Source organism: Achromobacter veterisilvae (genome assembly GCF_900496975.1).
Lineage (GTDB): Bacteria > Pseudomonadota > Gammaproteobacteria > Burkholderiales > Burkholderiaceae_B > Achromobacter > Achromobacter veterisilvae.
In genome coordinates this window covers 48,402-73,995 of record NZ_UFQC01000001.1, presented here as the reverse complement: position 1 = coordinate 73,995, position 25,594 = coordinate 48,402, and the positions used below count along the sequence as shown (strand labels likewise).

Annotated in this window: 21 protein-coding genes and 1 pseudogene; 12 read left to right on the top strand and 10 right to left on the bottom strand. The window is 67.0% G+C overall.

Annotated features, from left to right (window positions below; genetic code table 11):
• Positions 1–7: 7 nt before the first annotated feature.
• From AVE30378_RS00355 to AVE30378_RS00300, 12 genes are all read left to right on the top strand, one after another.
• Positions 8–871 (top strand): sulfurtransferase, encoded by an 864-nt coding sequence (locus tag AVE30378_RS00355; protein ID WP_129238788.1) that lies wholly within the window; start codon positions 8–10, stop codon positions 869–871.
• A gap of 4 nt (positions 872–875) precedes the next feature.
• A complete protein-coding gene (locus tag AVE30378_RS00350; RefSeq protein WP_129238787.1) occupies positions 876–3,206 on the top strand; it encodes a molybdopterin guanine dinucleotide-containing S/N-oxide reductase in 2,331 nt (776 codons plus the stop codon).
• 259 nt (positions 3,207–3,465) lie between these two features.
• Positions 3,466–5,880, top strand: a complete 2,415-nt coding sequence (locus AVE30378_RS00345; RefSeq protein WP_244234943.1) for a penicillin acylase family protein — start codon at positions 3,466–3,468, stop codon at positions 5,878–5,880.
• 310 nt (positions 5,881–6,190) lie between these two features.
• The gene (locus AVE30378_RS00340) at positions 6,191–6,763 is read left to right on the top strand and encodes a class I SAM-dependent methyltransferase (RefSeq protein ID WP_244234935.1); all 573 of its coding nucleotides are present in this window, start codon (positions 6,191–6,193) and stop codon (positions 6,761–6,763) included.
• A 267-nt stretch (positions 6,764–7,030) separates the two neighbouring features.
• The gene (locus AVE30378_RS00335) at positions 7,031–7,357 is read left to right on the top strand and encodes an ArsR/SmtB family transcription factor (RefSeq protein WP_129238784.1); all 327 of its coding nucleotides are present in this window, start codon (positions 7,031–7,033) and stop codon (positions 7,355–7,357) included.
• A gap of 13 nt (positions 7,358–7,370) precedes the next feature.
• Complete coding sequence (locus AVE30378_RS00330) at positions 7,371–7,862, top strand: ArsI/CadI family heavy metal resistance metalloenzyme (protein ID WP_129238783.1); 492 nt, start codon at positions 7,371–7,373, stop codon at positions 7,860–7,862.
• A gap of 8 nt (positions 7,863–7,870) precedes the next feature.
• Complete coding sequence (locus AVE30378_RS00325) at positions 7,871–8,371, top strand: arsenate reductase ArsC (protein ID WP_129238782.1); 501 nt, start codon at positions 7,871–7,873, stop codon at positions 8,369–8,371.
• A 4-nt stretch (positions 8,372–8,375) separates the two neighbouring features.
• The gene (arsB, locus tag AVE30378_RS00320) at positions 8,376–9,458 is read left to right on the top strand and encodes an ACR3 family arsenite efflux transporter (RefSeq protein WP_129238781.1); all 1,083 of its coding nucleotides are present in this window, start codon (positions 8,376–8,378) and stop codon (positions 9,456–9,458) included.
• 90 nt (positions 9,459–9,548) lie between these two features.
• The gene (locus AVE30378_RS00315) at positions 9,549–10,661 is read left to right on the top strand and encodes an MFS transporter (protein ID WP_244234942.1); all 1,113 of its coding nucleotides are present in this window, start codon (positions 9,549–9,551) and stop codon (positions 10,659–10,661) included.
• A gap of 273 nt (positions 10,662–10,934) precedes the next feature.
• Complete coding sequence (locus AVE30378_RS00310; RefSeq protein ID WP_129238779.1) at positions 10,935–11,213, top strand: metal-sensing transcriptional repressor; 279 nt, start codon at positions 10,935–10,937, stop codon at positions 11,211–11,213.
• 12 nt (positions 11,214–11,225) lie between these two features.
• A complete protein-coding gene (locus tag AVE30378_RS00305) occupies positions 11,226–12,389 on the top strand; it encodes a nickel/cobalt efflux transporter (RefSeq protein ID WP_129238778.1) in 1,164 nt (387 codons plus the stop codon).
• 277 nt (positions 12,390–12,666) lie between these two features.
• Positions 12,667–13,647 carry an AraC family transcriptional regulator gene (locus tag AVE30378_RS00300; protein ID WP_129238777.1) on the top strand — a complete coding sequence of 327 codons (981 nt, stop codon included), beginning with the start codon at positions 12,667–12,669 and terminating at the stop codon, positions 13,645–13,647.
• Positions 13,648–13,649: 2 nt separating this feature from the next.
• On the opposite strand, the gene AVE30378_RS00295 is transcribed toward AVE30378_RS00300, so the two are convergent.
• The 10 genes and pseudogenes from AVE30378_RS00295 to AVE30378_RS00250 form a co-directional block, all read right to left on the bottom strand.
• On the bottom strand, positions 13,650–14,576 hold the full coding sequence (locus tag AVE30378_RS00295) for a hypothetical protein (protein WP_165360040.1): 927 nt from the start codon (positions 14,574–14,576) through the stop codon (positions 13,650–13,652).
• A gap of 66 nt (positions 14,577–14,642) precedes the next feature.
• Positions 14,643–14,783: pseudogene (locus AVE30378_RS33200) on the bottom strand (bestrophin-like domain); the annotation flags it as partial.
• Between the two features lie 277 nt (positions 14,784–15,060).
• A complete protein-coding gene (locus tag AVE30378_RS00285; RefSeq protein WP_129238775.1) occupies positions 15,061–17,583 on the bottom strand; it encodes a fused MFS/spermidine synthase in 2,523 nt (840 codons plus the stop codon).
• Positions 17,584–17,646: 63 nt separating this feature from the next.
• Positions 17,647–19,269, bottom strand: a complete 1,623-nt coding sequence (locus tag AVE30378_RS00280; RefSeq protein WP_129238774.1) for an arylsulfatase — start codon at positions 19,267–19,269, stop codon at positions 17,647–17,649.
• A 44-nt stretch (positions 19,270–19,313) separates the two neighbouring features.
• Positions 19,314–20,342: an HAD family hydrolase gene (locus AVE30378_RS00275; RefSeq protein WP_129238773.1), complete on the bottom strand. Its 1,029-nt coding sequence runs from the start codon at positions 20,340–20,342 to the stop codon at positions 19,314–19,316.
• Positions 20,342–21,682 carry a BatD family protein gene (locus AVE30378_RS00270; protein ID WP_244234934.1) on the bottom strand — a complete coding sequence of 447 codons (1,341 nt, stop codon included), beginning with the start codon at positions 21,680–21,682 and terminating at the stop codon, positions 20,342–20,344. Before AVE30378_RS00270 ends, AVE30378_RS00275 begins: the two co-directional genes overlap by 1 nt.
• Positions 21,679–23,190 carry a VWA domain-containing protein gene (locus AVE30378_RS00265; protein WP_129238772.1) on the bottom strand — a complete coding sequence of 504 codons (1,512 nt, stop codon included), beginning with the start codon at positions 23,188–23,190 and terminating at the stop codon, positions 21,679–21,681. Before AVE30378_RS00265 ends, AVE30378_RS00270 begins: the two co-directional genes overlap by 4 nt.
• Positions 23,181–24,182, bottom strand: coding sequence for a vWA domain-containing protein (locus AVE30378_RS00260; RefSeq protein WP_129238771.1), 1,002 nt, complete (start codon positions 24,180–24,182; stop codon positions 23,181–23,183). Before AVE30378_RS00260 ends, AVE30378_RS00265 begins: the two co-directional genes overlap by 10 nt.
• Positions 24,169–24,657 (bottom strand): DUF4381 domain-containing protein, encoded by a 489-nt coding sequence (locus AVE30378_RS00255; protein ID WP_129238770.1) that lies wholly within the window; start codon positions 24,655–24,657, stop codon positions 24,169–24,171. Before AVE30378_RS00255 ends, AVE30378_RS00260 begins: the two co-directional genes overlap by 14 nt.
• A complete protein-coding gene (locus AVE30378_RS00250; RefSeq protein ID WP_129238769.1) occupies positions 24,654–25,589 on the bottom strand; it encodes a DUF58 domain-containing protein in 936 nt (311 codons plus the stop codon). The genes AVE30378_RS00255 and AVE30378_RS00250 overlap by 4 nt, the downstream gene beginning before the upstream one ends.
• Between the last annotated feature and the right edge of the window lie 5 nt (positions 25,590–25,594).

Here is a 25,594-nt window from a genome sequence, read left to right as displayed (position 1 = left end):
GGCGCTCATGTACACCACCCTGATCGATGCGGAACACCTGGCCCGCGCGCTGGCGGGGCCGGGGCGTGACGGCGTCCTGGTCCTGGACTGCGGTTTCGACCTGGCCGATCCGGGCGCGGGACGGCGCCATTACCAGGCGGGCCGCATTCCCGGCGCGGCCTACGTGCACCTGGACGAGACGCTCAGCGGCGCCAAGACCGGAATGAACGGACGCCATCCGCTGCCGGACCGCCAGGAATTCGCGGCGGCGCTGGCGGCGCTGGGCGCCAGCGCCAACACGCAGATCGTCGCCTACGACGACGCCGCGGGCATGTACGCCGCGCGCCTGTGGTGGCTGCTGCGCTGGATCGGCCACGATGCCGTGGCTGTACTGGACGGCGGCATCGGCGCGTGGAAGGCGGCCGGCCAGCCGCTGTCCACGGAACCGCTGGCGCTGCGCGCGCCCGGCGATCTTGCGGCGCGCGACGGCCGCCAGCGCACGCTGACGCACGCGGAAATGCGCGAAGTCCTGGCGTCTGGCGGCCGCGTGGTGCTGGACGCCCGCGCGCCCGACCGCTACCGCGGCGAGAACGAAACGCTGGACAAGGTGGGCGGCCATATTCCGGGCGCGCGCAACCGGTTCTTCCGCGATAACCTGGGCGCCGACGGGCGTTTCCTGCCGGCGGAGCAACTGCGCCAGGCGTTCACCGAACGGATGGACGGCCGCGCGCCCGAGGCCGTGGTCAACCAGTGCGGCTCGGGCGTCACGGCCTGCCACAATCTGCTCGCCATGGAGATCGCCGGCCTGTCCGGCGCGGCCTTGTATCCCGGCTCGTGGAGCGAATGGAGCGCCCAGCCGGGCGCGCCGGTCGCCACGGGTCCCGACGCCTAGCAATATGAATCGCGACACCGCCTTTTCCCCGCGGCCGGACACCGGCCGCAAGCCCCACAGCGCCCATTGGGGCGTGTTTTCCGCCGCCTGGAAAAACGGCGTGCTGGACGTCCGGCCGCATCCCGGCGATCCGGATCCGAACCCGCTGATCGACAACTTCACCAATGCGCTGGACCATCCGGTCCGGGTCACCGCGCCCATGGTGCGGCGCGGCTGGCTCGAACGAGGGCCGGGCCCGGACGCGCGCCGGGGGAGCGACGGCTACGTGCGCATGGAATGGGACGAAGTGCTGGACCTGCTGGCGCGCGAGCTGGCGCGGGTCAAGACGCGGCACGGGCCCGAGGCGGTGTTCGGCGGGTCCTACGGCTGGTCCAGCGCGGGCCGCTTCCACCATGCGCAAAGCCAGGTGCACCGGTTCCTGAACACGGCCCTGGGCGGCTACGTGCGTTCGGTCAACAGCTACAGCGCCGGCGCCTCCGCCGTGATCCTGCCGCACATCCTGGGCAGTATGGACGACGTGGCGCGCCGCAACGTGACCTGGGAGCAGATCGTCGACCACACAGACGTCGTGCTGGCGTTCGGCGGCATGGCGCTGAAAAACTCGCGCGTGGCCAGCGGCGGGATCAGTCGGCATATCGAACGCGAGTCGATGCGCCAGGCGGCGGCGCGCGGCTGCCGCTTCATCAACATCAGCCCGCTGGCCTCGGACTTTCCGGACGACGCCCAGGCCGAATGGGTGCAGGCCGTGCCCGGGACCGACGTAGCGATGATGCTGGCGCTGGTCCACGAGCTGGTCGCCAACGGTCTGCACGACCGGGCCTTCCTGAACGAATTCTGCGATGGCTGGGACGCCTTCGAAGACTATCTGCTGGGCCGCCGGGACGGCCAGCCCAAGACGCCGGCGTGGGCGGCGCCGCTATGCGGCGTGCCCGCCGAATGGATCGCTCGCACGGCTCGCAGCCTGGCCGGCAAGCGGGTGCTGGTCACCGTGGCGCATTCGCTGCAGCGCGCCGAACATGGGGAGCAGCCGGTCTGGATGGGGGCGGTGCTGGCGGCCGCGCTGGGGCAACTGGGCCTGCCGGGCGGCGGCTATGCCTACGCGCTGGGCACGTTGGCGCACTACGGCAAGCGCAGCAACGCCGTGCCGGTGGCCTCGCTGCCGCAGGGCGTGAACGGCGTGAAGGCGTTCATTCCGGTGGCACGGATCTCGGACATGCTGCTGCACCCGGGCGTACCCTTCGACTACAACGGCAAGCGCATGCCGTATCCGCATATCCGCCTGGCCTATTGGGCGGGCGGCAATCCCTTTCACCACCATCAGGACCTGGCGCGCCTGAGGCGCGCCTTCGCCACCCTGGACACCTTCGTGGTGCACGAGATCGGCTGGACCGCCACGGCCCGCCACGCCGACATCGTGCTGCCTTGCACGATGACGCTGGAGCGCGAGGACATCGGCGGCGCGCCCACGGACCCGCTGATGGTGGCCATGCACCGCCTGGCCGAGCCCAATGGGCTGGCGCGCGACGACTACGACATCTTTGCCGACCTGTCGGCCCGGCTGGGCACGCGCGAGGCCTTCACCGAAGGCCGCAACAGCCGCGAATGGCTGCGCCACCTGTACGAGAAGACCCGCGTGGCGCTGCGGGAACGCGGCCTGGACGCGCCGGATTTCGACGAATTCTGGACGCGGGGCGAGCTGGTCCTGCCGCAGCAGGACGACGACGGCGGCATTCTGCGCGCCTTCCGCGACGATCCAGCAGGCAAACCTCTGCCCACGCCCAGCGGCAAGGTGCAGATCAGTTCGCCGGCGGTGGCGGGCTTCGGCTATGCCGACTGCCCGGGCCATCCGGCTTGGCTGCCGCCGGCAGACGCGCCCACGCCGGAGCACCCCTTGTTCCTGGTCGCCAACCAGCCGGCCAGCCGCCTGCACAGCCAGTTCGATTTCGGCGCGCACAGCGTGTCGCAGAAGCAGGAGGGCAGGGAAGTGTGCTCCCTGCATCCGCAGGACGCCGCCGCCCGCGGCATCGCCGACGGCGACGTGGTGCGTCTCTTCAACGCGCGCGGCGCCTGCCTCGCGGCCGCGCGCCTGACCGACGGCATCCGGCCGGGCGTGGTGCAACTGCCTACGGGCGCCTGGTACGACCCGGACGACGCCGAGGCCGAGCATCCGCTTTGCGTGCACGGCAATCCCAACGTGCTGACGCGCGACGCGGGAACCTCGTCCCTGGCGCAAGGCTGCTCCGGTCAGTTGACCGCGGTGCAGGTGGAGCGCTACCCAGGCCCGGCGCCGCGCGTGCGCGCGCACGAGCCTCCGGCCTTCGTCCAGCGTCCGTAGCCGGCAATGCGGATCGGGGAGTTTTGTAACGCCGGGTGAGCCGCGCTCGCGGCTCTCGGGCGGCGGGTTACAGACACTCCCAACTTTCATCAAATAAAACAACATTCGCAGGGCAACTGATTTAGTTGTACACATTGCTTACGGCGGCGTCCGGCAGCATGGCGCCTCAAGGCCGGCAGCGATAGAAGACAAATAAATCGGAGGAGGAGTCATGCGTACGTTCAATCGCAGGGCCGCCGCATTGCTGGCGAGCGGATTGATGGCGTTGCTGGTGGGTTGCGCCGCGCCGGGAAGCAAGAAAGACACGATCGACATGGCGGGGCTGTCCCAGCCCGTGGAGATCGTGCGCGACCGCCACGGGGTGTCGCATATCTATGCGCAGAACCAGGACGACCTGTTCTTCGCGCAGGGTTTCAGCGCCGCGCGCGACCGGCTGTGGCAGTTGGACTTGTGGCGCCGCCAGGGCGAAGGCAAGATGGCCGAGCAGTTCGGCCCCCGTTTCGTCGAACAGGACCGCGCCGCGCGCCTGTTCCTCTACCGGGGCGACCTGCAGGCCGAGTTCGCCAGCTACCACCCGCAGGGCAAGGCGATCCTGACCGCGTTCGCCGCCGGCATCAACGCCTACGTCGATTGGGTCAAGGCGCATCCCGACCAGATGCCCCCGGAGTTCAAGCTGACGGGCACCGAACCCGGCTACTGGAGCCCGGAGACCTCGCTCGTCCGCATCTACGGCCTGACGCGCAACCTCACCGAGGAAGTCAGGATGGCGCAGCGGGTCGCCGCGCTGGGCTTGAACGCCGTCCAGGGGCTCAGCACCTTCGAACCGCCCCTGGCCCTGCAAGTGCCGGCGGGCCTGGACGTGAAGCTGTTCGACAATACCGTGCTCGCCAGCTACAACCTGGCGCGCAACGGCCAGAAGTTCGTCGCGGCCGATTTCCCGCGCAGCCCCCTGGCCGAGGACCAGCGCGCGACGCTCGCCCGCAGCCTGTCGGCGGGCATGCTGGCGTCCCTGGACCCGGCGTTCGATCCCATGGCGGCCCGCTACGAAAGCAACAACTGGACCATGAGCGGCCAGCATACGGCCACCGGCAAGCCCATCCTGGCGGGCGACCCCCACCGTTCCATCACCATGCCGTCGCTGCGCTACATGGTGCACCTGAACGCGCCGGGCTGGAACGTGATCGGCGCCGGAGAGCCGGCGCTGCCCGGCGTGTCCATGGGGCACAACGACCGCATCGCCTTCGGCCTGACGATCTTCGCGTTCGGCGACGAGGAGGACCTGTACGTCTACGACACCAATCCCGCCAATCCCAACGAATACCGCTACCGGGGCGGCTGGGAAAAGATGCGCCAGGTCGACGAGTCCATCCCGGTGCGCGGCCAGGCGGCGGCGGTGCGCCAACTGAAGTTCACCCGCCACGGTCCGGTCATCCATGAAGATCCGGTGCGGCACAAGGCCTATGCCCTGCGTGCGGCCTACCTGGAATTCCCCGGCACGGCCGCCTATCTGGCCAGCCTGCGGCTGAACCAGGCGCAAGACTGGAACGAGTTCGTCGCGGGCATGGAAAAGCACTACACGCCGAGCGAGAACATGGTCTACGCCGACGTGGACGGCAACATCGGCTGGTTCGGCGGCAGCATCGCGCCGATACGTCCGCGCGCGGACTGGTCCGGCATGCTGCCCGTGCCCGGCAACGGCGATTTCGAATGGCGCGGTTTCCTGGCCGGCAGCGCGCTGCCGCGGGCCTACAACCCGCCCGAAGGCTACGTCGCCACCGCCAACGAATACAACCTGCCGGCCGACTTCCCCTACAAGGAAATGTCGGCGCGCACCTGGGCCGAGCCTTATCGCGTCCAGCGCATCCGGGAGGTCATCGCGGACGGCAAGGGCCTGACGGTGCAGAATTCGCAGGCGCTGCAGTTCGACAATCTGTCGATTCCGGCGCGCACCCTGGCGGGCTACGCCAAGGCCCTGAACTCGGCCGACCCGGGGCTGGGCCAGGCGCTGGGCCTGCTGAAGGACTGGGACTACCGGACGGTCACGGAAAGCCGGGCCGCCACGGTCTACGAGTTCTGGCTGCCCGAGGTCGTCAAGCGCGTGTCCGACCTGTACGTCCCCCCCGCCGGCCGCGGCGTCTTCGGCGAGCTGTCCACGCGCAAGACGCTGGAAAAGCTGGCCGCGCCGGATGCTGCCTTCGGCCCGATGCCGGAGCAGGGCAGGGACGCGCTGCTGCTGGAGGCGCTGGGCGACGGCATGCAGAAGCTGCGCGCCAAGCTGGGCACGGATCCGGCGCAGTGGCAATGGGGCAAGCTGCACCACATCCAGTTCGAGCACAGCCTGGCCGGCCTGCTGCCCGCCGAGACAGCCAAGGCCTACGGCACGCCGCGCTATCCCGTCGGCGGCGACAACGACACGGTGCATCGCGGCACGTTCCGCAAGAGCGACTTCCGCCAGATCAGCGGCGCGTCGTACCGCCAGGTGATCGACGTGGCCGACTGGGACAACTCGCGCGTCCAGAACGTGCCGGGACAGTCCGCCGATCCCCGCAGCCCGCACTACCAGGACCTGCTCAAGGGCTGGGCCACCGGGGAATACTTCCCCATGGCGTTCAGCCGCGCCAAGGTGGATAGCGAGAAGGCCGACACGCTGACGCTGAAGCCTGCCGGGAAGTGATGCGCGGGCTTGCCTTGCGGCGTCGGCCGCAAGGCGCGCGAGCCCCTTGGACGGCCCCTTTCGGGGCCGTCGGTTCGAGGATCAGGCGAAGAAGCAGGGCAAGGAAGCAGGGTGGGGCGAGCCGAAAGGGAGGGGGCCTGGCGAAAAAAGTGCTTACGCACGGTTGCCGAGATGAACAGCCCCCTCCAGCTAAGGTCTAGTTTCTGGCTGGATTCCGCGAGGAACCAGTCGACTGGAGGTACAGACACCGATGCGTTATTCGCCGTCATGCAACACTGAAACGCAGCATCAATCACCATCCGGCCGGCCGATGAGCTGGCTGCAGGAGCGCCGGCAGTTCGTCAAGGCGCTCCTGTCCAATCCCACGGCCATCGGCGCCGTGGCGCCGTCCGGCCCGGCGCTGGCCGCGGCCATCACTGCGTCGATTCCGCCCGATGCCGGAAAAGTCCTCGAACTGGGCTGCGGCACGGGCGTCTTCACGCGCGAAATGCTGCGCAAGGGCGTCGACCCGGCCCGTCTCGTCCTGGTGGAGCAGGACGAGGCGATGAGTTCCAGCCTGCGGATGCAGTTCCCCCAGGCTGCCGTGCTCCAGGTTTCGGCGCAGGAGCTGTCCCGGCACAGCCATCCGGAAATGGACGGAATCGGCGTGGCCATTTGCGGCTTGCCGTTACGGAACATGAGCGGGGCGCATCACCATCGGCTGCTGACCGCCGTGTTCGACGCCATGTCGGCGGGCGGCTCCATGCAACTGTTCACGTACGGCGTCCGTTGTCCGATCTCAGCGGGCGTGCTGGAGGCTTGCGGGCTGTCGGCCCGGCGGGTCGGATTCGTGCCGTTGAACCTGCCGCCCGCGTCGGTGTTCAGCGTGGCGAGGCGGGTATGACCGCCAAGTGCAATTCTGGAGCCTCGAGGGTGAGTCTTCGGAGCTTCCTGCATCCTTCGGTCAGGAAAGATCGCCCGAGGGAACCGCCATTCGGCTTCCTTTGAGCGTAATACGCATAATGTGTATTATGTAAAGTGACAAATAGGCGTGATTTAGGGGCGCGGCATGCACCAAAGCCACGCTGCGACTCCAACGCTCCCCCACAACGCGACGATCAGCCGTTATTCTTGCAATTCAATAGTTCAATGATCATTGTATGATTGAATCATGAATGAAGATCAAGCAGTTTTCGCCCTCGGTGCCCTGGCACACACCCAACGACTTCGCGTGTTTCGCGCACTCGTGGTCGCTGGCCCTGGCGGTCTCACGCCCAGCGTCTTGGCCGATCAGCTCGGCGTCGCACGCAATACCTTGTCCTTCCACCTGAAGGAGTTGTCGCACGCTGGCCTGGTCACCATTGAGCAACAAGGCCGAAATCTGATCTATCGCGCCGACTTCCCGCAGATGAATGGGCTGCTCGGCTACCTCACCGAACACTGCTGCCAAGGTTCCACCTGCGAGGCCTCCGACTCCGGAGCCTGCACTACCTGCTGATCAGGAGCTGTCCATGAAACGCTTTCACGTTCATTTACACGTCGATGATTTGGCCAGGAACATCGGCTTCTATTCGCGGCTGTTTGCACAGGATCCAGCCCGCGTCGAGTCCGACTATGCGAAATGGATGCTGGATGATCCCCCTGTGAATTTCGCCATTTCCACCCGGGGCGCTGCCGCGGGAGTCGACCATTTTGGAATTCAAGCCGAGAACGCCGACGCGTTGATTGCCCTGAAGTCTCGAGCGGAATCAGCCAGCCTGTCTCTGGAGGACCAGGGAGAAACGTCATGCTGCTACTCCCGCAGCGAGAAATACTGGATCACTGATCCGCAAGGCGTGGCGTGGGAGCACTTCCATACGTTGGGGACGATCCCTGTCTATGGAGAGTCGCACGACGCGCTTGCCACCGGCTCGGCCGGCGCCTGCTGTTCGCCTTCTGCGTCCTCCACGGTGCAGGACAACTGCTGTGTCCCGAATACCAAATCCTCCACTCGCTGCTGCTAGGACTTCCCATGTCGCACTCCCCTTTTAACGTGCTGTTTCTCTGTACGGGCAATTCGGCACGCTCCATTCTGGCTGAAGGTCTGCTCAGAGGACTGGGTGGCGAGCGCTTCCAGGCATTCTCCGCTGGCAGTACCCCCAACGGCGAGGTTCACCCGCTGGCGCTCGCCACGCTGAGCGCTTTTTCATTGCCCATCGATGGCTATCGGAGCAAGAGCTGGGACGAGTTCGCCGCACCGGCGGCTCCAAAAATGGACTTCATCATTACCGTCTGCGATAACGCCGCCGGCGAAGTTTGCCCTGTCTGGCCTGGGCAGCCAATGACGGCACACTGGGGCATTCCCGACCCCGCAGCCTATGAAGGAACCGAGGAAGAGCGTCGCAAGGCGTTTCAGGACGCCGCGCGTGTACTCAAGCGCCGCCTCGAGCTTTTCCTGTCTTTGCCCATTGACCGCCTGGATGCCATGTCGCTCCAGACCGAGTTGCGCGGTATTGGAAAAACCCGGGAGTAAGTCGATGTCATCCAGTACACAGGCGGCGTCGCCGGTGCCGCAGGCGAGCGGTGGGATGAGCGTCTTCGAGCGTTACCTGACGCTCTGGGTGTTTCTCTGCATCGTCCTCGGCGTCGCCCTGGGGCAGCTCATGCCCGCCCTATTTCAAACCATCGGGTATCTCGAAGTCGCGCAAGTCAATCTGCCCGTCGGTCTTTTGATCTGGGTAATGATCATTCCGATGCTGCTCAAGGTCGATTTCGGCGCGCTCGGTCAGGTCAAGCAGCATTGGCGCGGCATAGGCGTGACGCTATTCATCAATTGGGCGGTCAAGCCGTTCTCCATGGCCTTCCTGGGGTGGCTATTCATCCGGCAGGTCTTTTCGCCCTGGCTGCCCACCGACCAGTTGGATAGTTACATCGCGGGCCTGATCCTGCTGGCCGCCGCTCCTTGTACCGCCATGGTTTTCGTCTGGAGCCGGTTGACCGGCGGTGACCCGGTGTTCACGCTGTCCCAGGTTGCGCTGAACGACACCATCATGGTGTTTGCCTTCGCGCCCATTGTCGGGTTGCTGCTGGGCCTGTCGGCCATCACCGTGCCGTGGGACACGTTGCTGGTGTCCGTCGGGCTCTACATCGTGATCCCGGTCGTCCTCGCCCAGCTCTGGCGCCGCGCGCTGCTGCGCCGCGGGCAGGAAGCATTCGAAACGGCCCTGGCCCGGATCGGACCGTTTTCCATGGCCGCGCTGCTCTTGACGCTGGTGCTGCTGTTTGCGTTCCAGGGCGAAGCCATCATTGGCCAGCCGCTGGTGATCGCCATGCTGGCGGTGCCGATCCTGATCCAGGTGCTTTTTAACTCCGGGCTGGCGTACTGGCTCAATCGCCGGGTGGGCGAAAAGCACAATATCGCTTGCCCGTCAGCGTTGATCGGCGCGTCGAACTTCTTCGAGCTTTCCGTCGCGGCCGCGATCAGCCTGTTCGGTTTCCAGTCCGGGGCCGCTTTGGCGACGGTGGTGGGCGTGCTGATCGAGGTCCCGGTGATGTTGCTGGTGGTGCGCGTCGTGAACCAGTCCAAGGATTGGTACGACGCGGGCGCCAACCGGGGGTAACCGGTGACAGCAGGAGCACCCGTCCGGGTCGTCGGTAGCCTGGGCACCGCCCAAACGCTGGCCTGGGCCTCGTCCTACTACCTGCCGGCCATGTTGGCGGCGCCGATGGCCAGTGACCTGGGCATTCCAACGCCAACGGTCTACGCGGCCTTTTCCGGCGCAATGGTGGTATCGGCCCTGGCCGGTCCGTGGGCCGGGCAAGCGATCGATCGTCGCGGCGGCCGTGTCGTCCTGGTCGGCACCAGCCTGATATTCGCGCTCGGATTGGCCATGCTTGGATTATCCGAGGGGCTGTGGACGATGGTCGCCGCCTGGCTCATCATCGGCGTGGCGATGGGGGCTGGCCTGTATGAAGCGGCCTTTTCCAGCTTGGTTCGCCTGTATGGACGTCACGCCCGTGGCGCGATCACGGGCATTACCCTGATTGCCGGCTTTGCGAGCACCGTCGGCTGGCCACTGTCTGCCTGGATGGAAACACAGTTCGGATGGCGCAACGCGTGCTTCGGCTGGGCGGGCTTGCATCTGCTGATCGGCTTGCCGCTCAATGCCTGGCTTCCGAAATTGCCCCGCCAGGCAAAACATGAAAGGTCCGCCGTCGCGGATCCAACGAAGGCCGCCTCCTCCCCTTCCCCTGCTCCGACGGCCGGGCGCCACGGGTACGCAACCGCGCTCCTCGCCTTCGTCTTCGCCGCGACCTGGTTCATCAGCACGGCCATGGCCACGCATTTGCCGCGGATGCTGGAGGCTACCGGCGCCACGCTCGCCGCCGCAGTCGCGGTAGGCGCCCTCATCGGTCCAGCGCAAGTGGCCGGCCGCGTACTCGAGTTCGGGTTCCTGCGGCGCGTTCACCCGCTGCTGTCGGCACGCTTGGCCGCATTCGCGCACCCCGCTGGCGTGACCCTGCTGTTGATGGCGGGGCCGGTCATGGCCCCCGCATTTGCGATCCTCCATGGGGCTGGCAACGGCATCCTCACCATCGCGAAGGGCACCTTGCCACTGGTGCTGTTTGGCGCCCAAGGGTATGGCGCGCGCCAGGGGTGGCTGATGATGCCCGCGCGGATCGCCCAGGCGCTTGCCCCGTTGCTTTTCGGGCTGGCGCTGGACGCCTGGGGAGCCAACGCTTTGTGGCTGTCCGGCGCCATCGGTCTGGCCGCCGGTGGCGCGCTGATGCTGCTGCGCGCCCAGCCCCCCAAGTCTTGCTAGGAGAGGTATTGCATGAGTTCCATCGCCATTTATCACAGGCCTGCGGCACGTCGCGCAATGTGCTGGGCCTGATCCGCATTACTACCGCAGCGTCAATCGCGTCTATGCTGATGTGCGGTCCGACACTACTGAAACATCTCTCTCGCCAATCTCGATGGCCTGAACTTCCGGTCTGGCGCAGGCCTCTCGCCCTCCTTCAGCAACTCAATAGATTCCAGGTCGCTCGCAGGGTATCTGCCGCACATATCCCCCCCAGGGGGATATGATGCGAGCATGACGAAACCCGATCCCCACCACCATCACGATGCCGTCGCCAAGCGTCTCAGGCGGGCGGAAGGCCACCTGCGCAGCATTCTGCAAATGATGGAAGACCACCGTTCCTGCCTTGAGCTTGCGCAGCAGTTGCACGCCGTCGAGAAGGCGATTTCACAGGCCAAGAAGGTCCTGATCCAGGACCACATCGATCATTGCCTGCAAGACGCCGTAGGCGATCTGGACGCGGATAAGCAGCGCACCATCGACGAATTCAAAGAGATCACCAAGTACCTGTAAGGGCTATTCCCCATGCTGTCGTTTTCCGAGCTGATTGCTCAGGGCGCTTCGCACGCCTGGCTATTCGTTCCTAGCGCCATCCTGCTGGGCGCCCTGCACGGCCTCGAGCCAGGCCACTCTAAGACGATGATGGCGGCCTTCATCGTCGCGATCAGAGGGACGGTATTGCAGGCCGTGTTGTTGGGGGTCACCGCGACCATCTCGCACACGCTGATCGTGTGGGGCATCGGCCTGGGCGGCATGTACCTGTGGCGAGGCGTGGCGGCAGAGGAGCTGGAGCCCTACTTCCAGTTGGCTTCCGGGGTGATCATCGTGCTGATCGCGGCCTGGATGTTCTGGAGAACCTGGCAGGAGCAGCATGCCGGGGCGCATGACCACTCTCACGACGATCATGAGCACGGCGGGCACACCCACGGCCTGGAGCGGCACGAAATCGACACCGGGCATGGCCGCGTCGCCCTTGAAGTGTTCGAGGACGGCGTACCTCCCCGTTGGCGTCTGACCCGCCTTCGAGGCAGTAACTGGCAGGCGGAGGATGTCGCGGTGACCACCGAACGAACCGATGGCCGTCAGCAGACGTTCCGGTTCGTGCAGAAGGATGGCTACCTCGAGTCCTTGGAAGAGATACCTGAACCTCACGAGTTCATGGTGCGCCTGACATTGGCCCACGGCGGCCACGCCCACGGCTATGACGTCGCCTTTCTGGAGCCGGATAGCCGCCAGCACGACCACATTCACGAAGCGTTGCATGGACTGGATGTCGCCGGTGAAGGTTATCAGGACGCTCACCAGTTGGCGCACGCCAATGAGATCCGCCGGCGATTCGCGAACCGGAATGTGACCAACTGGCAGATCGCCCTGTTCGGTCTTACGGGCGGCCTTATCCCCTGCCCTGCGGCCATCACCGTGTTGCTCCTGTGCTTGCAGTTGAAGGAGTTCACTTTGGGAGCCGTGCTGGTGTTGTGCTTCTCGATCGGGCTGGCGATCACGTTGGTCACGGTCGGGGCAGTCGCGGCGCTCAGCGTGCGGCAGGTTACCCAGCGCGCTCCGTGGTTCAGCGCGATCGCCCAACGGGCCCCCTACCTATCGAGTCTGCTGATCATTGCGGTCGGCATTTACGTGGGAGTCCATGGGTGGCTCGGGTTGCCCCAGGCCGGGGCTGCGGAAGGCGTTTGATCGGGCATCCCTTTCCCTCCCTATAAAAGCGTAAAGAGAAGTTTGGAAAGCGTGCTCTTCAATGGCCATTGCGTCGCGAGCCGAACGCCATGCCTTCGGCTCCGGGCCCCGCCCACCGCACCTCGTCCGGATTCGGTGAAACCAGGAACGCGGCCGTCCAGGCGACAGCCGCCGTTCCGATGATCACCCAGGGGAATACACGTTTCTTGAGGAAATGACTAGACTCAAGCCGATTCGGGCACTATCCAAAAAGCGAAATCTCTCGGGAGTGTTTGCCATGCCGATTCAACCGGCCTATATGCAACACGTCTATGCGGGTCTCGAGCCTCTGCAGGCGTTTGACGTGGTGTACGGCAGTACTTTCGAGCACCGCCTGGTCTCATCGGACTTGGCCAGGATGGAACACCAGCGGCTTGTTCTCGGCGAGGTCCGGCTGGAAATGGGTCGTTACGAATTTCCCGTAATCGCCCAAGGGAGCATGCCCAGGGATGGACTGTGTATTGCGTTCATGGCCGAAGGAAGCGAGGTGACGCGGTACAACACCGCCGTCATCGGAGCGGAGGAAATACAGGTCTATCCTCCAGGCGTGGAGCTTCTGTATCACGCCACCGGACTCTCCCGCTGGGTGAATTTCACCGTGCCGGAAGAGCGCCTTCAGAATGTGGCCCTCACGCGGACGGGACGGCCCCTGCAAATAAGAAAGCGCGCGGCCTATTCCGTGCGCCTGCATTCCGGCGGCCGGCAGGCGCTGGGAACCTTGACGAACGACGCCATGGGAATCGCCCGGCGCCTTTCGGGCGACGGCGGCATGACGCCCGCGCTGGCTGAGAGCGTGTGCGACTCCTTGCTCGCGGGTTATGTCGATGCGCTGTTTTCGGCCTCTCCCCTTCTCCGGACCGACAATCTGCCCGTGGAAGAGCGCCACCGTCGCCTTATTGCCGCATGCGAACGCTTGGTTCTCTCCGGCGAGGCGGCGGATATTGCGCTGAGCGAAGTGGCAAGGCGCAGCGGCTATACCCTGCGTTCCCTGGAGATCATCTTCCGTCGCAGCGTGGGCATGACGCCGGGACGCTGGTTCATGAACGCAAGATTGAATGGCGCCCTACGGGATTTTTTGACTTGCAGTATCGACGCGACCATATCCGATATTGCGATGAAATGGGGCTTTCGTCATATGTCGCGATTCGCCGAATACTATCGGAGAACATTCGGCGAATTGCCGAGGGACACATTGGCTCGCTCGGGAGCGCGGCCCTGATGTCAGAAGCTCACCGCCAGCCCCACCGAAAAGCCCGATACATTGTTGCCGAACACATAGCGCCCCACCAGTCGGGTGCGGGTGATGAACACGTCGTAGGCGCTTGAATCCAGTTCCAGCCCCGCGCCCACCGAAGTCAGGCGGTCGAAGCCGAGGATTCCCTTCTGGTCGCCCAGGAATTCGGAGTGCGTCAGTTCCAGTACGTAGCGCAGCGGCCGCTGCAGCATGACGATGCCTGTGGGTGCGCGATAGCGGGCCCACAGATTGGCGGACTGGGCGACGGCATTGCCGCTGACCGCGGCCGAGCTGTCGAAACTCTGCAGGCGGATGTCGGAATAGCGAAGTTCCACGTCCACTTCGTAGCCCGGACGGTAGTGCTCATAGTCCAGCATGATCGAACCGCCCAGCCCGTATGCATTGAGAGAGCCCCGGTCCAGGAAGTCGATGTCCTTTCCGGTGCGTTGCCCCACGTACCAGCTTGCCGCGCGCAGATCGCTCGTTACATTGCCCAGCGCGAAGTTGAAGATGGGACGCAGCTTGAGTTCGTCGGTCAGCTTGAAATCCCAGCCTATGCCTCCTGTGGCGGAAACGCTGTTCCATTTGGTCGGGATGCGGCGCGCTTCCGCGCCCTGCGTGGCGATGAAGGTCGGATCGTAGCGGCTGGCCGCCAGGACTCCCTCCAGGTAGATCGGGACGGAGTCGGAAATCGTGTCGCCGCCGCCCAACTGCGTCATGAAGAACTCGTTCGAACCCGAGGTCGAGCCGCCGCCGCTGCCTATGTTGAGCGAACTCGTCGTGATATCGGGAACAATGGAAAACGACATCACCGCCAGCACGCCGTTGGCGCGTTTCTGCAGGTCGTCCTTGTTCAGCCGCAGGCCCTGCTGGCCCCACGCCACCGCCGGCGCGCCGCAGGCCGCGGCCAGCATGCATGCGCCCAGGCGCGCGGCTGTCCCCTTCGCCGGTCGCACGATTCGCGTTTCCATGGAAACCCCTTAGTTGGCGCGGCCAACGGGATCGACCATGGATTGCCGCTGCGACACCAGCAAGGCATCGCTCTGGTCGATGCGTATGGTCCCGATCCGCGGGAACTCGAAGTCGATGATGATGTAGAGGGCCGCCGTCATGACGACGGCGGTTCCCGGAGCGCCTTTCTCGTCGGCGCCGCGCCCCAGCCATTTTCCGATCCGCATGGCAATCAGCAATAGCGCGAAGAACACGACAGCCAATCCCGCAAGAAGAAGGGAGTAATTCATTTGGGCACCCCAGGCATCGTCATTGTCCATGGGAAACGCCGGCCGTGTGGAGTCTTCTGTCGAGTCCGGCATCGGTCGTCGGTGAACGAGAGCGGCTCGCCGTGCGCAGCGCCATGCGCCAACAGGCCGCTTGGCAGCGTGACCATGGCCGTCCGCATCATCTCGAGTCGGTGCCCGCCATGAACCAGCGCAGATAGGGATTCGCCTGCGCCAGTTGCGCCAACGCGCCCGCGTTCCCGGCCCACTCTTCCCTGTTCCCCCGGTAGGCCGCCAGCGCGCTGCGATAGAAGAGGTCCAGGGCGCCGCGTTCGTTTTCGACTTCCGCGCTCAAGGCCGGGCCGTCCGCGCCCAGCGGAGGTTCGCCGCGCAGCGCCAACAGGGCCGGCAGCGTGCGCACGATCTCGCGCGGCCTGACCCAGGCGGCGTACTCGATGGCGGGCCGGTCGTCCGTCACGGGCGGCGCGTCTCCCGCGAAGCGCGCCAGCCCTTCCCTGTCCGTCACCCACGTCGCCAGCAGCGCCGCCGGAGAACCGACGCCCACGTCCGCCAGCGCTTGCCGCAACCGCGGCTGGGCCATGCGCCCGGTTATTCGCCCCGCGTCCAGGGGCATGGGCTGCAAGGATCCGATCAACAGCATCTCGTGCAATTCGGTGGTCCACAGCGTGGCGTGGGGAAACACCGCGATGAAGCTGGCCACCAAGGCGCGCGTGTCGTCCAGGTTCTGCGTGGGTAGCGGCAGCCACTGCGCGACGACGCCCTGAGGATTCAGGCGCGCGGCCGCCAGTTGGTAAAAATCGCGGGAATAGAGATTGACCACGCCCGCGGCCGAAGGCGGCGGCGGTTCCAGGGTGATCAGGTCATAGCGTTCCTGGCTGGCCAGCAATTCGCGCCGTCCGTCACGCAAACGGCGGTCCAGGCCCGGATCGTCGGCCGCGCCGAAGCTTCCCTGGAACAAAGCCCCTGCGCGCAGAACGCCAGGCAGCAGTTCCGCCACCACACGGCGGTCCAGGCCGGGATATCGCGACAAGGCGCCCGCCGTAATGCCGGTTCCGTAACCGATCACCAGGGCCGAACGCGGTTCGCCGGCGTGGACGATCAGCGGCAGCAGCGCCTGCAGCCGCATATAGCGCAGGGACGGCATGGCGTCGCCAGAGTTGGAAACCCCTTGGATGTAGAGCCGCCGGAAGCGCCGCTCCCCTGCGCCGCGTTCGACCACGGCGACGGTGCCGCCCTGGCTTTCCTCGTAGAACACCAGTTTGCCGTCCTTGGCGCCCGGCAGCAGCCGCGCCAGGTGATCGGACGGCAGCGCCCAGCCCAGGATCAGCACGGAACCCAGGAGCGCGACCGACACCGCCCGCGCCATCGGCGCTGGGGAGCGCCAGGCCGCCGCGATGCCGATGGCGCACGCGGCCGCGGCCAGGAGGACGAGGCTTCGGACCGTACCGAGGCGCGGCAACAGCACGAAGGCCACGACCAGGGTTCCGGCGATTCCGCCCAGTGTGTTTCCCGCCAGGACCAGCCCCGCGCCCTGCCCTCGCCTGGCCGGAGGCACCGCGATGCGCAGCACGGCCGGGAACGCCGCGCCGAGCAGCAAGGTCGGCACCAGCACCACCACGGCCGCGACGACCGCGAAGCGCGCGCTCATGCCGGCCAGGCCGCTGTCGCTCCAGCGCCGGACCGCGGCCTCGGCCAGCGACTGGGCGTCGATCAGCCACGGGCCCAGCAGCGCCACTTCCAGCAGCGCCGCCACGCCGGCCCCGGCGATCAGCAGCGCGAAGATGCGCCAGGGGTCGCGGAAACGCCGTTCCCAGCGCGCATAAAGCGCCGCGCCCAGCGCCAGCCCGGCGAGGTAGACGGCCAGCACAACGGAGAAGGCGAAAGTCCGCGTGCTCATGAAAGGAACCACCATCTGCGACCACAATACCTCATAGCCCATCGCGATCGCGCCCGCCGCGCTATACAGCCCGATGGCCAGCCAGGCCTCGCTCGACAGGGCTTGGACGTCGGCGGACGCCTCGCGAGCCGCGGCCGGCGCCTGCCGCTGTAGCGCCCAGGCGCCGGCCGCGGCGGCGAGATTCAAGCCCGCCGCCACGCAAGCCGTGCCGAATACGCCATAAGCCGGGATCAGCACGAAGGCGGGCAGCAAGGCGCCGGCGATGGCGCCGGCCGTATTGGCGGCGTACAGGACTCCGCCGGCCCGGCCGACCTGGCCGGCGCCGCAGGCCCGCAACAATACCGGCAAGGTTCCGCCCATCAATATCGGCGGGATCGCCACCACCGCCAGCATCGCCAGCCAGGCAAGCCAGGACCATGCCTGTTCGGCGCGCGCGAACAGCGGCCCGCCATGCGCCAGCGCCCAGGTCACCCCCAGGGCAAGCAAGGCCACGCCGAGTTCGATGCCCGCGTACAGGCGCAAAGGCCGCGCGCTGCGGTCGGCCAGGCGTCCCAGCCAGGCGCTGCCCAAGGCGAGGCCGAAGAAGAACGCGCTGACGGCGACGGCGATGGCGTGGACCTCCACGCCGACGATCAGCGATAGCTGCTTGATCCATAGAATCTGGAAGATCAATGCGGCCGCGCCGGAAAAAACCAACAGGCCCGCCGGGGCCCACAGGCCGACGGCGGGCCGCGCCCGCGTGCCGGCCGAGGCTTGAGCCGGCATGTTCCGCAGCGATGAACTCATAAGTTGCCGCTCTCCAACGTTGGCGAAGCGCGGCGGCGGGTGTAACACCCGCCGCTCCCTTCCCTATTTGCCCTGCTTTTTCGACGCTTCTTCGAACTGCTTTTCGATCGCGCGGTCCACCTCGGCCTGGACCTGGTCCACGCTGAACGAGGCCGGGCGCTGGCTGGGCGGATACTCGATGAACGTCTGCAGGAAATCCGCCGCCTTCATCGACGCCATGAGAACCAGATAGTCGTTCTTGACGAGCCAGTCGTAATACTGGTTGGAGACTACGTCCGCACGCTCGTAAGGATCCATCCGCAGGTTGTACAGCTTCGGCACGCGCAAGCACACGAACGGATCTTTCCAGACAGCGAAACCGCCGGGCGCCTGTTGTTCGCAGAACACGGCCTTCCAGTTCTGGTACCGCATCGCCACCAGCAGGCCGTCGTCGTTGAAGTAATAGAAGTCGTTCCGCGCGCTGTCCGGACTCTTGCCCGTCAGGTAGTCGAGCTGGTTGTAGCCGTCGAGATGGACCTTATAGCTCTTGCCTGCGCCGTTCGGCGTCCATCCCTTCAGCAAACGCTCCTTGACGTCCGTATCGCCCACCGCGGCGAGCAGCGTGGGGAACCAGTCCAGGCCGGAAACGATGCCGGTCTTGACCTCGCCGGCGGGAACGTGGCCCGGCCAGCGGACCATCGCCGGCACGCGATATGCGCCTTCCCAGTTTGAATTCTTCTCGTTGCGGAACGGCGTCGTCGCGGCATCCGGCCAACTGAACTGGTTGGGGCCGTTGTCGGTCGTGTAGACGACGATGGTGTTGTCGGCTATGCCCAGGTCGTCCAGCTTCTTCAACAGCTTGCCCACGTCCTGGTCATGCTCCCACATGCCGTCGGCATATTCATTGCCCGGCATGCCGCTCTTGCCCCGGTGCTCCGGACGAATATGGGTGTACACGTGCATGCGGGTCGTGTTCATCCACAGGAAGAACGGCTTGTCGCCCTTGCCGTGCTTGTCCAGATAGTCGAGCGCCGCTCCCACCGTTTCGTCGTCGATCGTTTCCATGCGCTTGGAGGTCAAGGCGCCGGTGTCCTCGATCTTGCCGTCGGCGCTGGCTTTGATGACGCCGCGCGGTTGGTAGCTTTTGAAGATGGGGTCCTTGGAGTCCTTGGGCCAGTACGGGCGTTCCGGCTCTTCTTCGGCATTCAGGTGGTAAAGGTTGCCGAAGAACTCGTCGAAGCCGTGCTTGGTCGGCAGGTATTCGTCGCGGTCCCCAAGGTGGTTCTTGCCGAACTGCGCCGTGACGTAGCCATGGGACTTCAGCGCCTGCGCGATCGTGATATCGCGGTCCTGCAGGCCGACGGGCGCGCCAGGCATGCCGACCTTGGAGAGGCCGGTGCGGCGCGGCACCTGGCCGGTGATGAAGGTGGACCGCCCCGCCGTGCAGCTATTCTCGGCGTAGTAGTCCGTGAAGATCATCCCTTCCTTGGCGATACGGTCGATATTCGGCGTGGTGTAGCCGACCACGCCCCGGGTGTAAGCACTGATGTTCGCCTGGCCGATATCATCGCCGAAAATGATGAGTATGTTCGGCTTCTTGCCAGCATCCTGGCCCTTGGCCGGCGCGCTCTGGGCATGTGCTCCGCCCATCAGCGCCAAGCCGCTGGCGGCCATCAGCGCCGCTCCTATCCATCGTCTTGCTTTCATCCTGCTCTCCTTGCCCGCGTAGGGCCCCTGGTCGACAGAAACAATCAAGGCTTTTCAAACACGTAGATCCGCTTCCACTCCTTCTCCATATCGACGATCGTCCATCCCTTGCCGCGCGCCTCGTCCAAGGCCTTGTCCAGGCGGCCGAAGCTCGAATTCCGGTCGTAGGCCCACTCGCGCCTGGCGTCGGTGTGATGCACCAGGCCGGCGAAGCGCCTGCCGGGTCCGGCCGCGGTCCACTGCAGCATTTGCAGGTCGCCGTCGGAATTCCCGAACGCCAGGATCGGGCGGCGTCCGATATAGCGTTGAATCGCCACCGGCTTGCCCGGACCGTCGTCGTTGAATTCCAGCTTGGGCTGGCGCATGAGCTGGAATGCGCCGCCCTCGGCCTGGAACTCGGTGGTGAAACCGGTGCCGATGACCTGTTCCGGCGGAATGCCGTAAGCCGCCTGCGTCCACGGGCGCATGAATTCGACTTCGCCGCCGGAGACGATGTAGGTCTTGAAGCCGCGGGCGCGCAGGTAGTCCAGCAGCTCCCGCATGGGCGCATAAGTCATGCTGGTGTAGGGCTCGCCGGTGCGCGGGTGGCGCGCGGCGCGCAGCCAGTTGCCGACGCGCTGCGTGAACTGGTCCACGGTCATGCCGGTGTGGGTGGCGGCGACGATTTCCATCATGCCGCGTTCGCCCGACTTGGCGAGCGCGGCCTGATCTCCTTCCAACACGGCCTTGAACGGTTGCTGGCGGTTCCATTCGGGATGGGACGGCGCCTGGGCGCGGACCTCGTCCAGCGCGAACAGCAGCTCGAAATACATGGGCTGCTCGCTCCAGAGCGTGCCGTCGTTGTCAAAAACCGCGATGCGGGCATCCGGCGCCACGAAATCCGGGCTTCCCGGCCGCGTCACCGAATCCACGAAATCGACGATGGCGCTGCGCGATGGCCCGTCCGCCCAGGACGGCAGATCGGCGCGCGTCTGGGATTGCGGCGCCGCGCAGCCCGCCAGCAGGCACAATGCGCACAGCCACATCCATGCGAGCCAGCGCCGCATCGGTTCGAGTTCATTGAAACGCCGCATCAGCTTCTCCCCATGCGCGCATTGCGCCCTTGGTCCACAGGATTCAGCCCGGCCGGCAAGGCGGCGCGGGCCGGCCGGCGCCTACGCCAGGCTTTGCGCCACGCGCGGCTGCGGGCCGCCAGCCGAGCCCGCCAATCCGCATGTCCTCCGCCCGCGCCGTAGACTTGCCGCAGTGTGTTTTCCGCAAGCTGGCGGTCCCCTTCTGCCATGGGCGCCAGCGCCGCGCGCAAGGCCACCGCCCCGCTGCTGCGCCGTATCCATCGATAGCAATCGCTCAGCACCGGCTGCGTACCGCGCGCTTCGCGGCGCCAGGCGAGCCAATAGCGGGTTTCGCTGGTCCGCCAGCGTGTCCGGCCAGCCCCGGCCGCGGCAATCAGGGCGCGTGCCAGCCGTCTCCACCACGTCCATCCCAGCCACAGCGCCAGTCCCGCCGCGGCCAAGCCGATGAGCGCCGGCATGGCCCATGCCGGCAAGGCCCAGCGCAGGCCATGGCGCAGCCGGGCGAGGTCGTCGGCCAGCGAGAACGGCGGCGCCGCCTGCGGCGCGGCGGCGACTTCGATCTGGCGACCGGGCAGTGTCTTGCTCTGCGGCGCGCCGCTGTGCTCGTCGGCCCAGTTCAGGGTGAGGGGCGGCAGCGCGAAACTGCCGGCTTCCTGCGCGACGTAGTCGGCCCGGTCTATCCGCTGCCCGCCCACGAAGCCGCCGCGCCCATCCGTCAGCGTGACGACCTCGGGTTCGCGCGGATAGCGCTTGAAATGCGGCACGTCCGCAAGCGGGGCCGGCGGCAGGAGCATCGCCTGCACCCCATCGGCCCGCTGGGTGACGCTGCGCGTGACGCGGCCGCCCTGCACCATCGGGTCGGGCGCCAGCGCGAACGCCTGCGTCACGGTCAGTGCGCCCACGACCTTCCCCGGCTGGGCATCGCCGCCGAACACGATGGACAAGGGCGCGCTTTCGGCCGTGACCGGCGCGCCGCCCGGACCCAACTGCGCGGTCACGCTCAAGGCCGGGATCTGGATCGTGCCGGCCGACTGCGCGCTCAGCAGATAGGTGTAGCGCAGGCCGCTCAAGGCCTGGCCGTCCTGGTTGGCGCGCACCAGCTCGGCTTCGCCCGAAGGCGGAGTCACCAGTACGCCGGGCAGGTCCAGCTTGGGCAGCCGGGGCGGTTGCGTGAACCAGGTGGACGTCATCACTTCCAGTTGCAACTGGACCGTGGCGCCGGTCTGCCCCTGCGCCGCCGCCTTGGCGGTCACGCGCAGTACGGGCGCCTCCTGCGCCTGCAGCGGAACGGCCAGCGCCATGGCCAGCAACAGGCTCCAGCGGCGGACCAGGCGCATCATGGCCGCTCCCCTGCATCCTGCACCGCGAACTTGCCGCGCAGAAAGCGGGCGGGCGACAGGCTCAGATTGCGCAGCCAGATGTCCTCCGACGCCGCCTGCTGCACTTGCACCTGCGCAAGCTGGCCGGCCTGGGCGGTCTTGTCGGCGACGGTCCGGTCCGGCGGTTCGGACTGATCGACCTGCTGTTCCTGGCTCATCGCCGCCAGCAGGCGCGTCACGATTCCGCGGTTCACGACCGCCGGCTGCCATCCTGGCTTGAGGGCCAGGGCCCGGTCGTAGGCCGCGAGCGCCGCGTCGTAGCGATGCTGCCGGACTTGCGTATTGCCGATGTAGAAATACGCCTCGGGGCTGGCCAGCCTGGAAAAGGCCGCCAACGCGGCGGCGTAGTCGCCGGCCGCGTAAGCGGCCCGGCCCTTCCAGTACGGATCGTGAAAATGGCCGGCCGCCGCGCTGAAGTCGCCGCGCTCGAAAGCCAGCCGTCCTTGCTGGTCGGGTGTGAGAAAGGCGTCCGCCAGGCGGCCGGCGCGGACCTCCTGCGGGGCTGCGAAGGCGAACACGCCCGCCACCAGGCACGCCTGCCACGTCACCCGCCAACCGCGCCGCAGCGCAAGCAGCGCCAGCAAGGCCAGGGGCCAGCACAGCCAGTAGCCCGCGTCCTTCCAACGCGGCGGCCCGGCCGCGGCGTCCTGCACGGACTCGAAGTGCTGTTGCGCGTGCAGGGTGATCCAATCCAGGTCGTCGGGGGCGGCGGTCAGGCTTCCCAGGGGCGCATCCGCCGCCCGCGCGAGTTCGCGCAGGGCCGGTACGTCCATGCCTCCCTGCGCCTCGCCGCCACCCACCGCCATGATGAGAATCTGCAGATTGCGCGCGGCCTGGGCCCGCTCGCGCACAGGGTCCGGCGCGGGCGCGCCGTCGGTCATGAGCAGCAGCGTGCCGCCGGTGCGTTCGGCCGCCAGCACCTGCGCGGCCAGATCGATGGCGCCGGCCACGTCGCGGCCGTCGCGGTCGATGAGGTCCGTGGACAGGGCCTGGACGAATAGATCCAGCAGATCCTGGTCATCGGTGGGCGGCAGCACGAGATGGCTGCCGCCCGCGTAGACGATCAGGCCCGTCTTCGCGCCGGCGCGGCGCGCGGCCAGATCGCGCACCGTGCGTTTGGCCGCTTCCAGGCGCGACGGCGGCACATCGGTGGCTTCCATCGTGCGCGACAGGTCCACGGCAACGACCAGCGGCGCCACGTTGTCCAGGAAATCGGGCTCGTCCCGCTGCCAGGCAGGCCCCGCCGCGGCCACCGAGCCCAGCGCAAGCAGCAGCGCCGCCAGGTCCAGCGGCCGGGGGCCGCGCGAGCCCGCCGTATGCAGGGTCAGATAAGGCAGCAGTTCGGGGGCGATGCCGCTGTCCCGGCCCGCCGCGCCGCGCTGCGCGCGTCCGGCCACCCACAAGGCGATGGCCAGCGCAACGCCCAACAGGCACCATGGCCGCAGGAAGTGGAAAGCGCTCAGGTCCACGATGCGCCCTCCCTGCCCTCTCCCGTTCCGAGCCGCGCCCGCAGCGCCGCCACGGCGTGCCAGAATCCCAGCAAGGCCAGGGCCGCGGCCAGCGGAACCCAGAAATACTCGCGCTTGGGCTGGTGCCTGAAGGTCTTCACTTCCTGCGGCGTCAGGCGGTCCAGGGTGCTGTAGACCGCTTGCAGCGCGGCCAGGTCGCCGGCGCGGAAGAATCGCCCGCCGGTGGCGCTTGCAATGGATTGCAGCGCGCCAAAATCCACGCGCTCTTCGCCGCCGGCCCGGGGATCGCCGATGCCGATCGTGTGCACGACGATGCGGTGCTCGGACGCGAGCCGGGCCGCCCGCGCCGGCGGTACCGCGCTGCCGGTATCGTTTCCGTCCGTCAGCAGGATCATCACCTTGTCATGCTCTTTGGCCGCGTCCAGCATGCGGATGCCCAGCCCTATGGCGTCCCCGATGGCGGTATTCGGTCCGGCCATGCCTACCGCGGTCTGGTCCAGCAGCAGGTTCAGCGTCGCGTGATCCCGGGTCAGCGGAGCCTGCGGATACGCGCCGGTGCCGAACACGATCAGTCCCAGCCGGTCGTCGCCGCGCTTGGCGATGAAGTCCGCCACCACTGCCTTGACCGCTTGCCAGCGTGTCGCGGGCCGGCCCTGGGCATCGCGGAAATCGGTGCTGTCCATGGACTGCGAGATGTCCACCGCCAGCAGGATGTCGCGCACCGGTTCGGTATGGGTCAGCGGCGGTTCGACCCACTGCGGCCGGGCCAGCGCCAGCAGCAACAGCAGCCACACCGCCCCATTCAGCCACAATTGCCCGCGGCTGGCCTGCACGCCGGGAAGCGATGGCGACTTGCCCGTCAGCTTGGCCATGGTGCCGAAAAACGGCATGCGCAACGCGCTGCGCGCCTGCACATAGGGAGGCAGCCACCGATAGGCGGCCCAGGCCAACGGCGCCGCGGCCAGCAGCCAGGGGTATTCAAGCCGCCACATGGTGCCGCTCCATCCAGTGACGGCTGGCGGCGAGCAGACCATGCAGATCCGCCGGGTCCAGCGCGCGCACCGCCGCGTCCGGGGCATAGGCCAGCGTCGCCAGCAGCCGGGCGCCATCCTCGGGCAACGGCGGTCCGCAACGGGCCAGCCAGGCCGTCCAGGCCTCGCCCGCCAGCGGCGCGGCCGCGCCGGAGGGTTGCGCCGCCAGCGCGGTGCGTTTGAGCAATGCGGGCAGGTCCCGCGCTGCCAGGGGGTCGGCCGCGGCATCGGCCTCGATCCGCTGCAATTCGGACAGCGCTTCGCGGCGGTAGCGGTTCCCGCGCCACCGGCGCCAGGCGCGTGCGGCCAGCCAAACCGCCGTTGCCATCGACAGCAGCCCGAGCACGGCCCATGCCCAGGTCTGCGGCCAGTAGGAAACCGGCTCGGGCAACGGCAGTTCCCGCAACTGGTCCAGGCCCGGCAGTTCGGCGCTCATGGCCGTCCTCCCGATGCCTGCCGGCCCAGTTCCCGGCGCAGTTGCGCCAGCTCGTCCTGCGCCGTGTCTATGCTCAGCAACGGCACGCGGCTGCGGCGCAGCAGTTCGGCCACCTCGCGCAGCCGGCCGCTGAAGAAATCGGCCAGCGGCTGGCGTTCGCGCCGCCGTCCCACGGCGATCTCCAGATGCAGTTCGCCCTGCGTCGCCACCAGGCGTCCCCGGCTGGGGATGTTCTGCGCCATGGGATCGAACACCAGCACCGCAATGACGTCGTTGTGCGCGGCCAGTAAGCGCAGGCTGCGCAGCGTGTCGTCGTCGGCGCCCGAAAAATCGCTGACGACGCATACCAGGCAATCGTGAGGCGCTTGCGCCAGGGCGGCGCGCAGCGCCGCGTTCAAGCCGTCCGGCCTCGGCCGGTCCGGACACTGCGCAGACAGGGCCTGGTTGGCCCGGACAAGCTCCACAAGAAAGGCCCGCACCCGGTCGCGGCTTCGCAGCGGCTTGAAGCTGCGCTGGCCGTCGTCGTCGAATACTAGGCCGCCGACCCGGTCCCCGGCGCGGTAAGCCATCCAGGCGGCGGCCGCGGCCAGCCTTGCGGCGACCGCGCACTTGAAAGCCCGGACCGACCCGAAATACATGTGCATGCGCTGGTCCGCCAGCACCAGCGTCGGGCGGTCGCGCTCTTCCGTGTAGGCGCGCACATAGGGTTTTCCGTAGCGCAGCGACGCCCGCAGATCCAACTGCCGCAAATCGTCGCCGGCCACATAGCGCCGCAGCTCGGCGAAGTCCAGCCCGCGGCCCCTGAGCCGCGAAGCATGCAGTCCCGCCAACACGCTGCCCAGCGGTTGCCGCGCATGAAACGACAGCCCCGCCACGGCGTTTTCCAGCGCAGTGAGCTCGGCAAGCGACGGATGGACGGGATGCGATTGCATGGGGC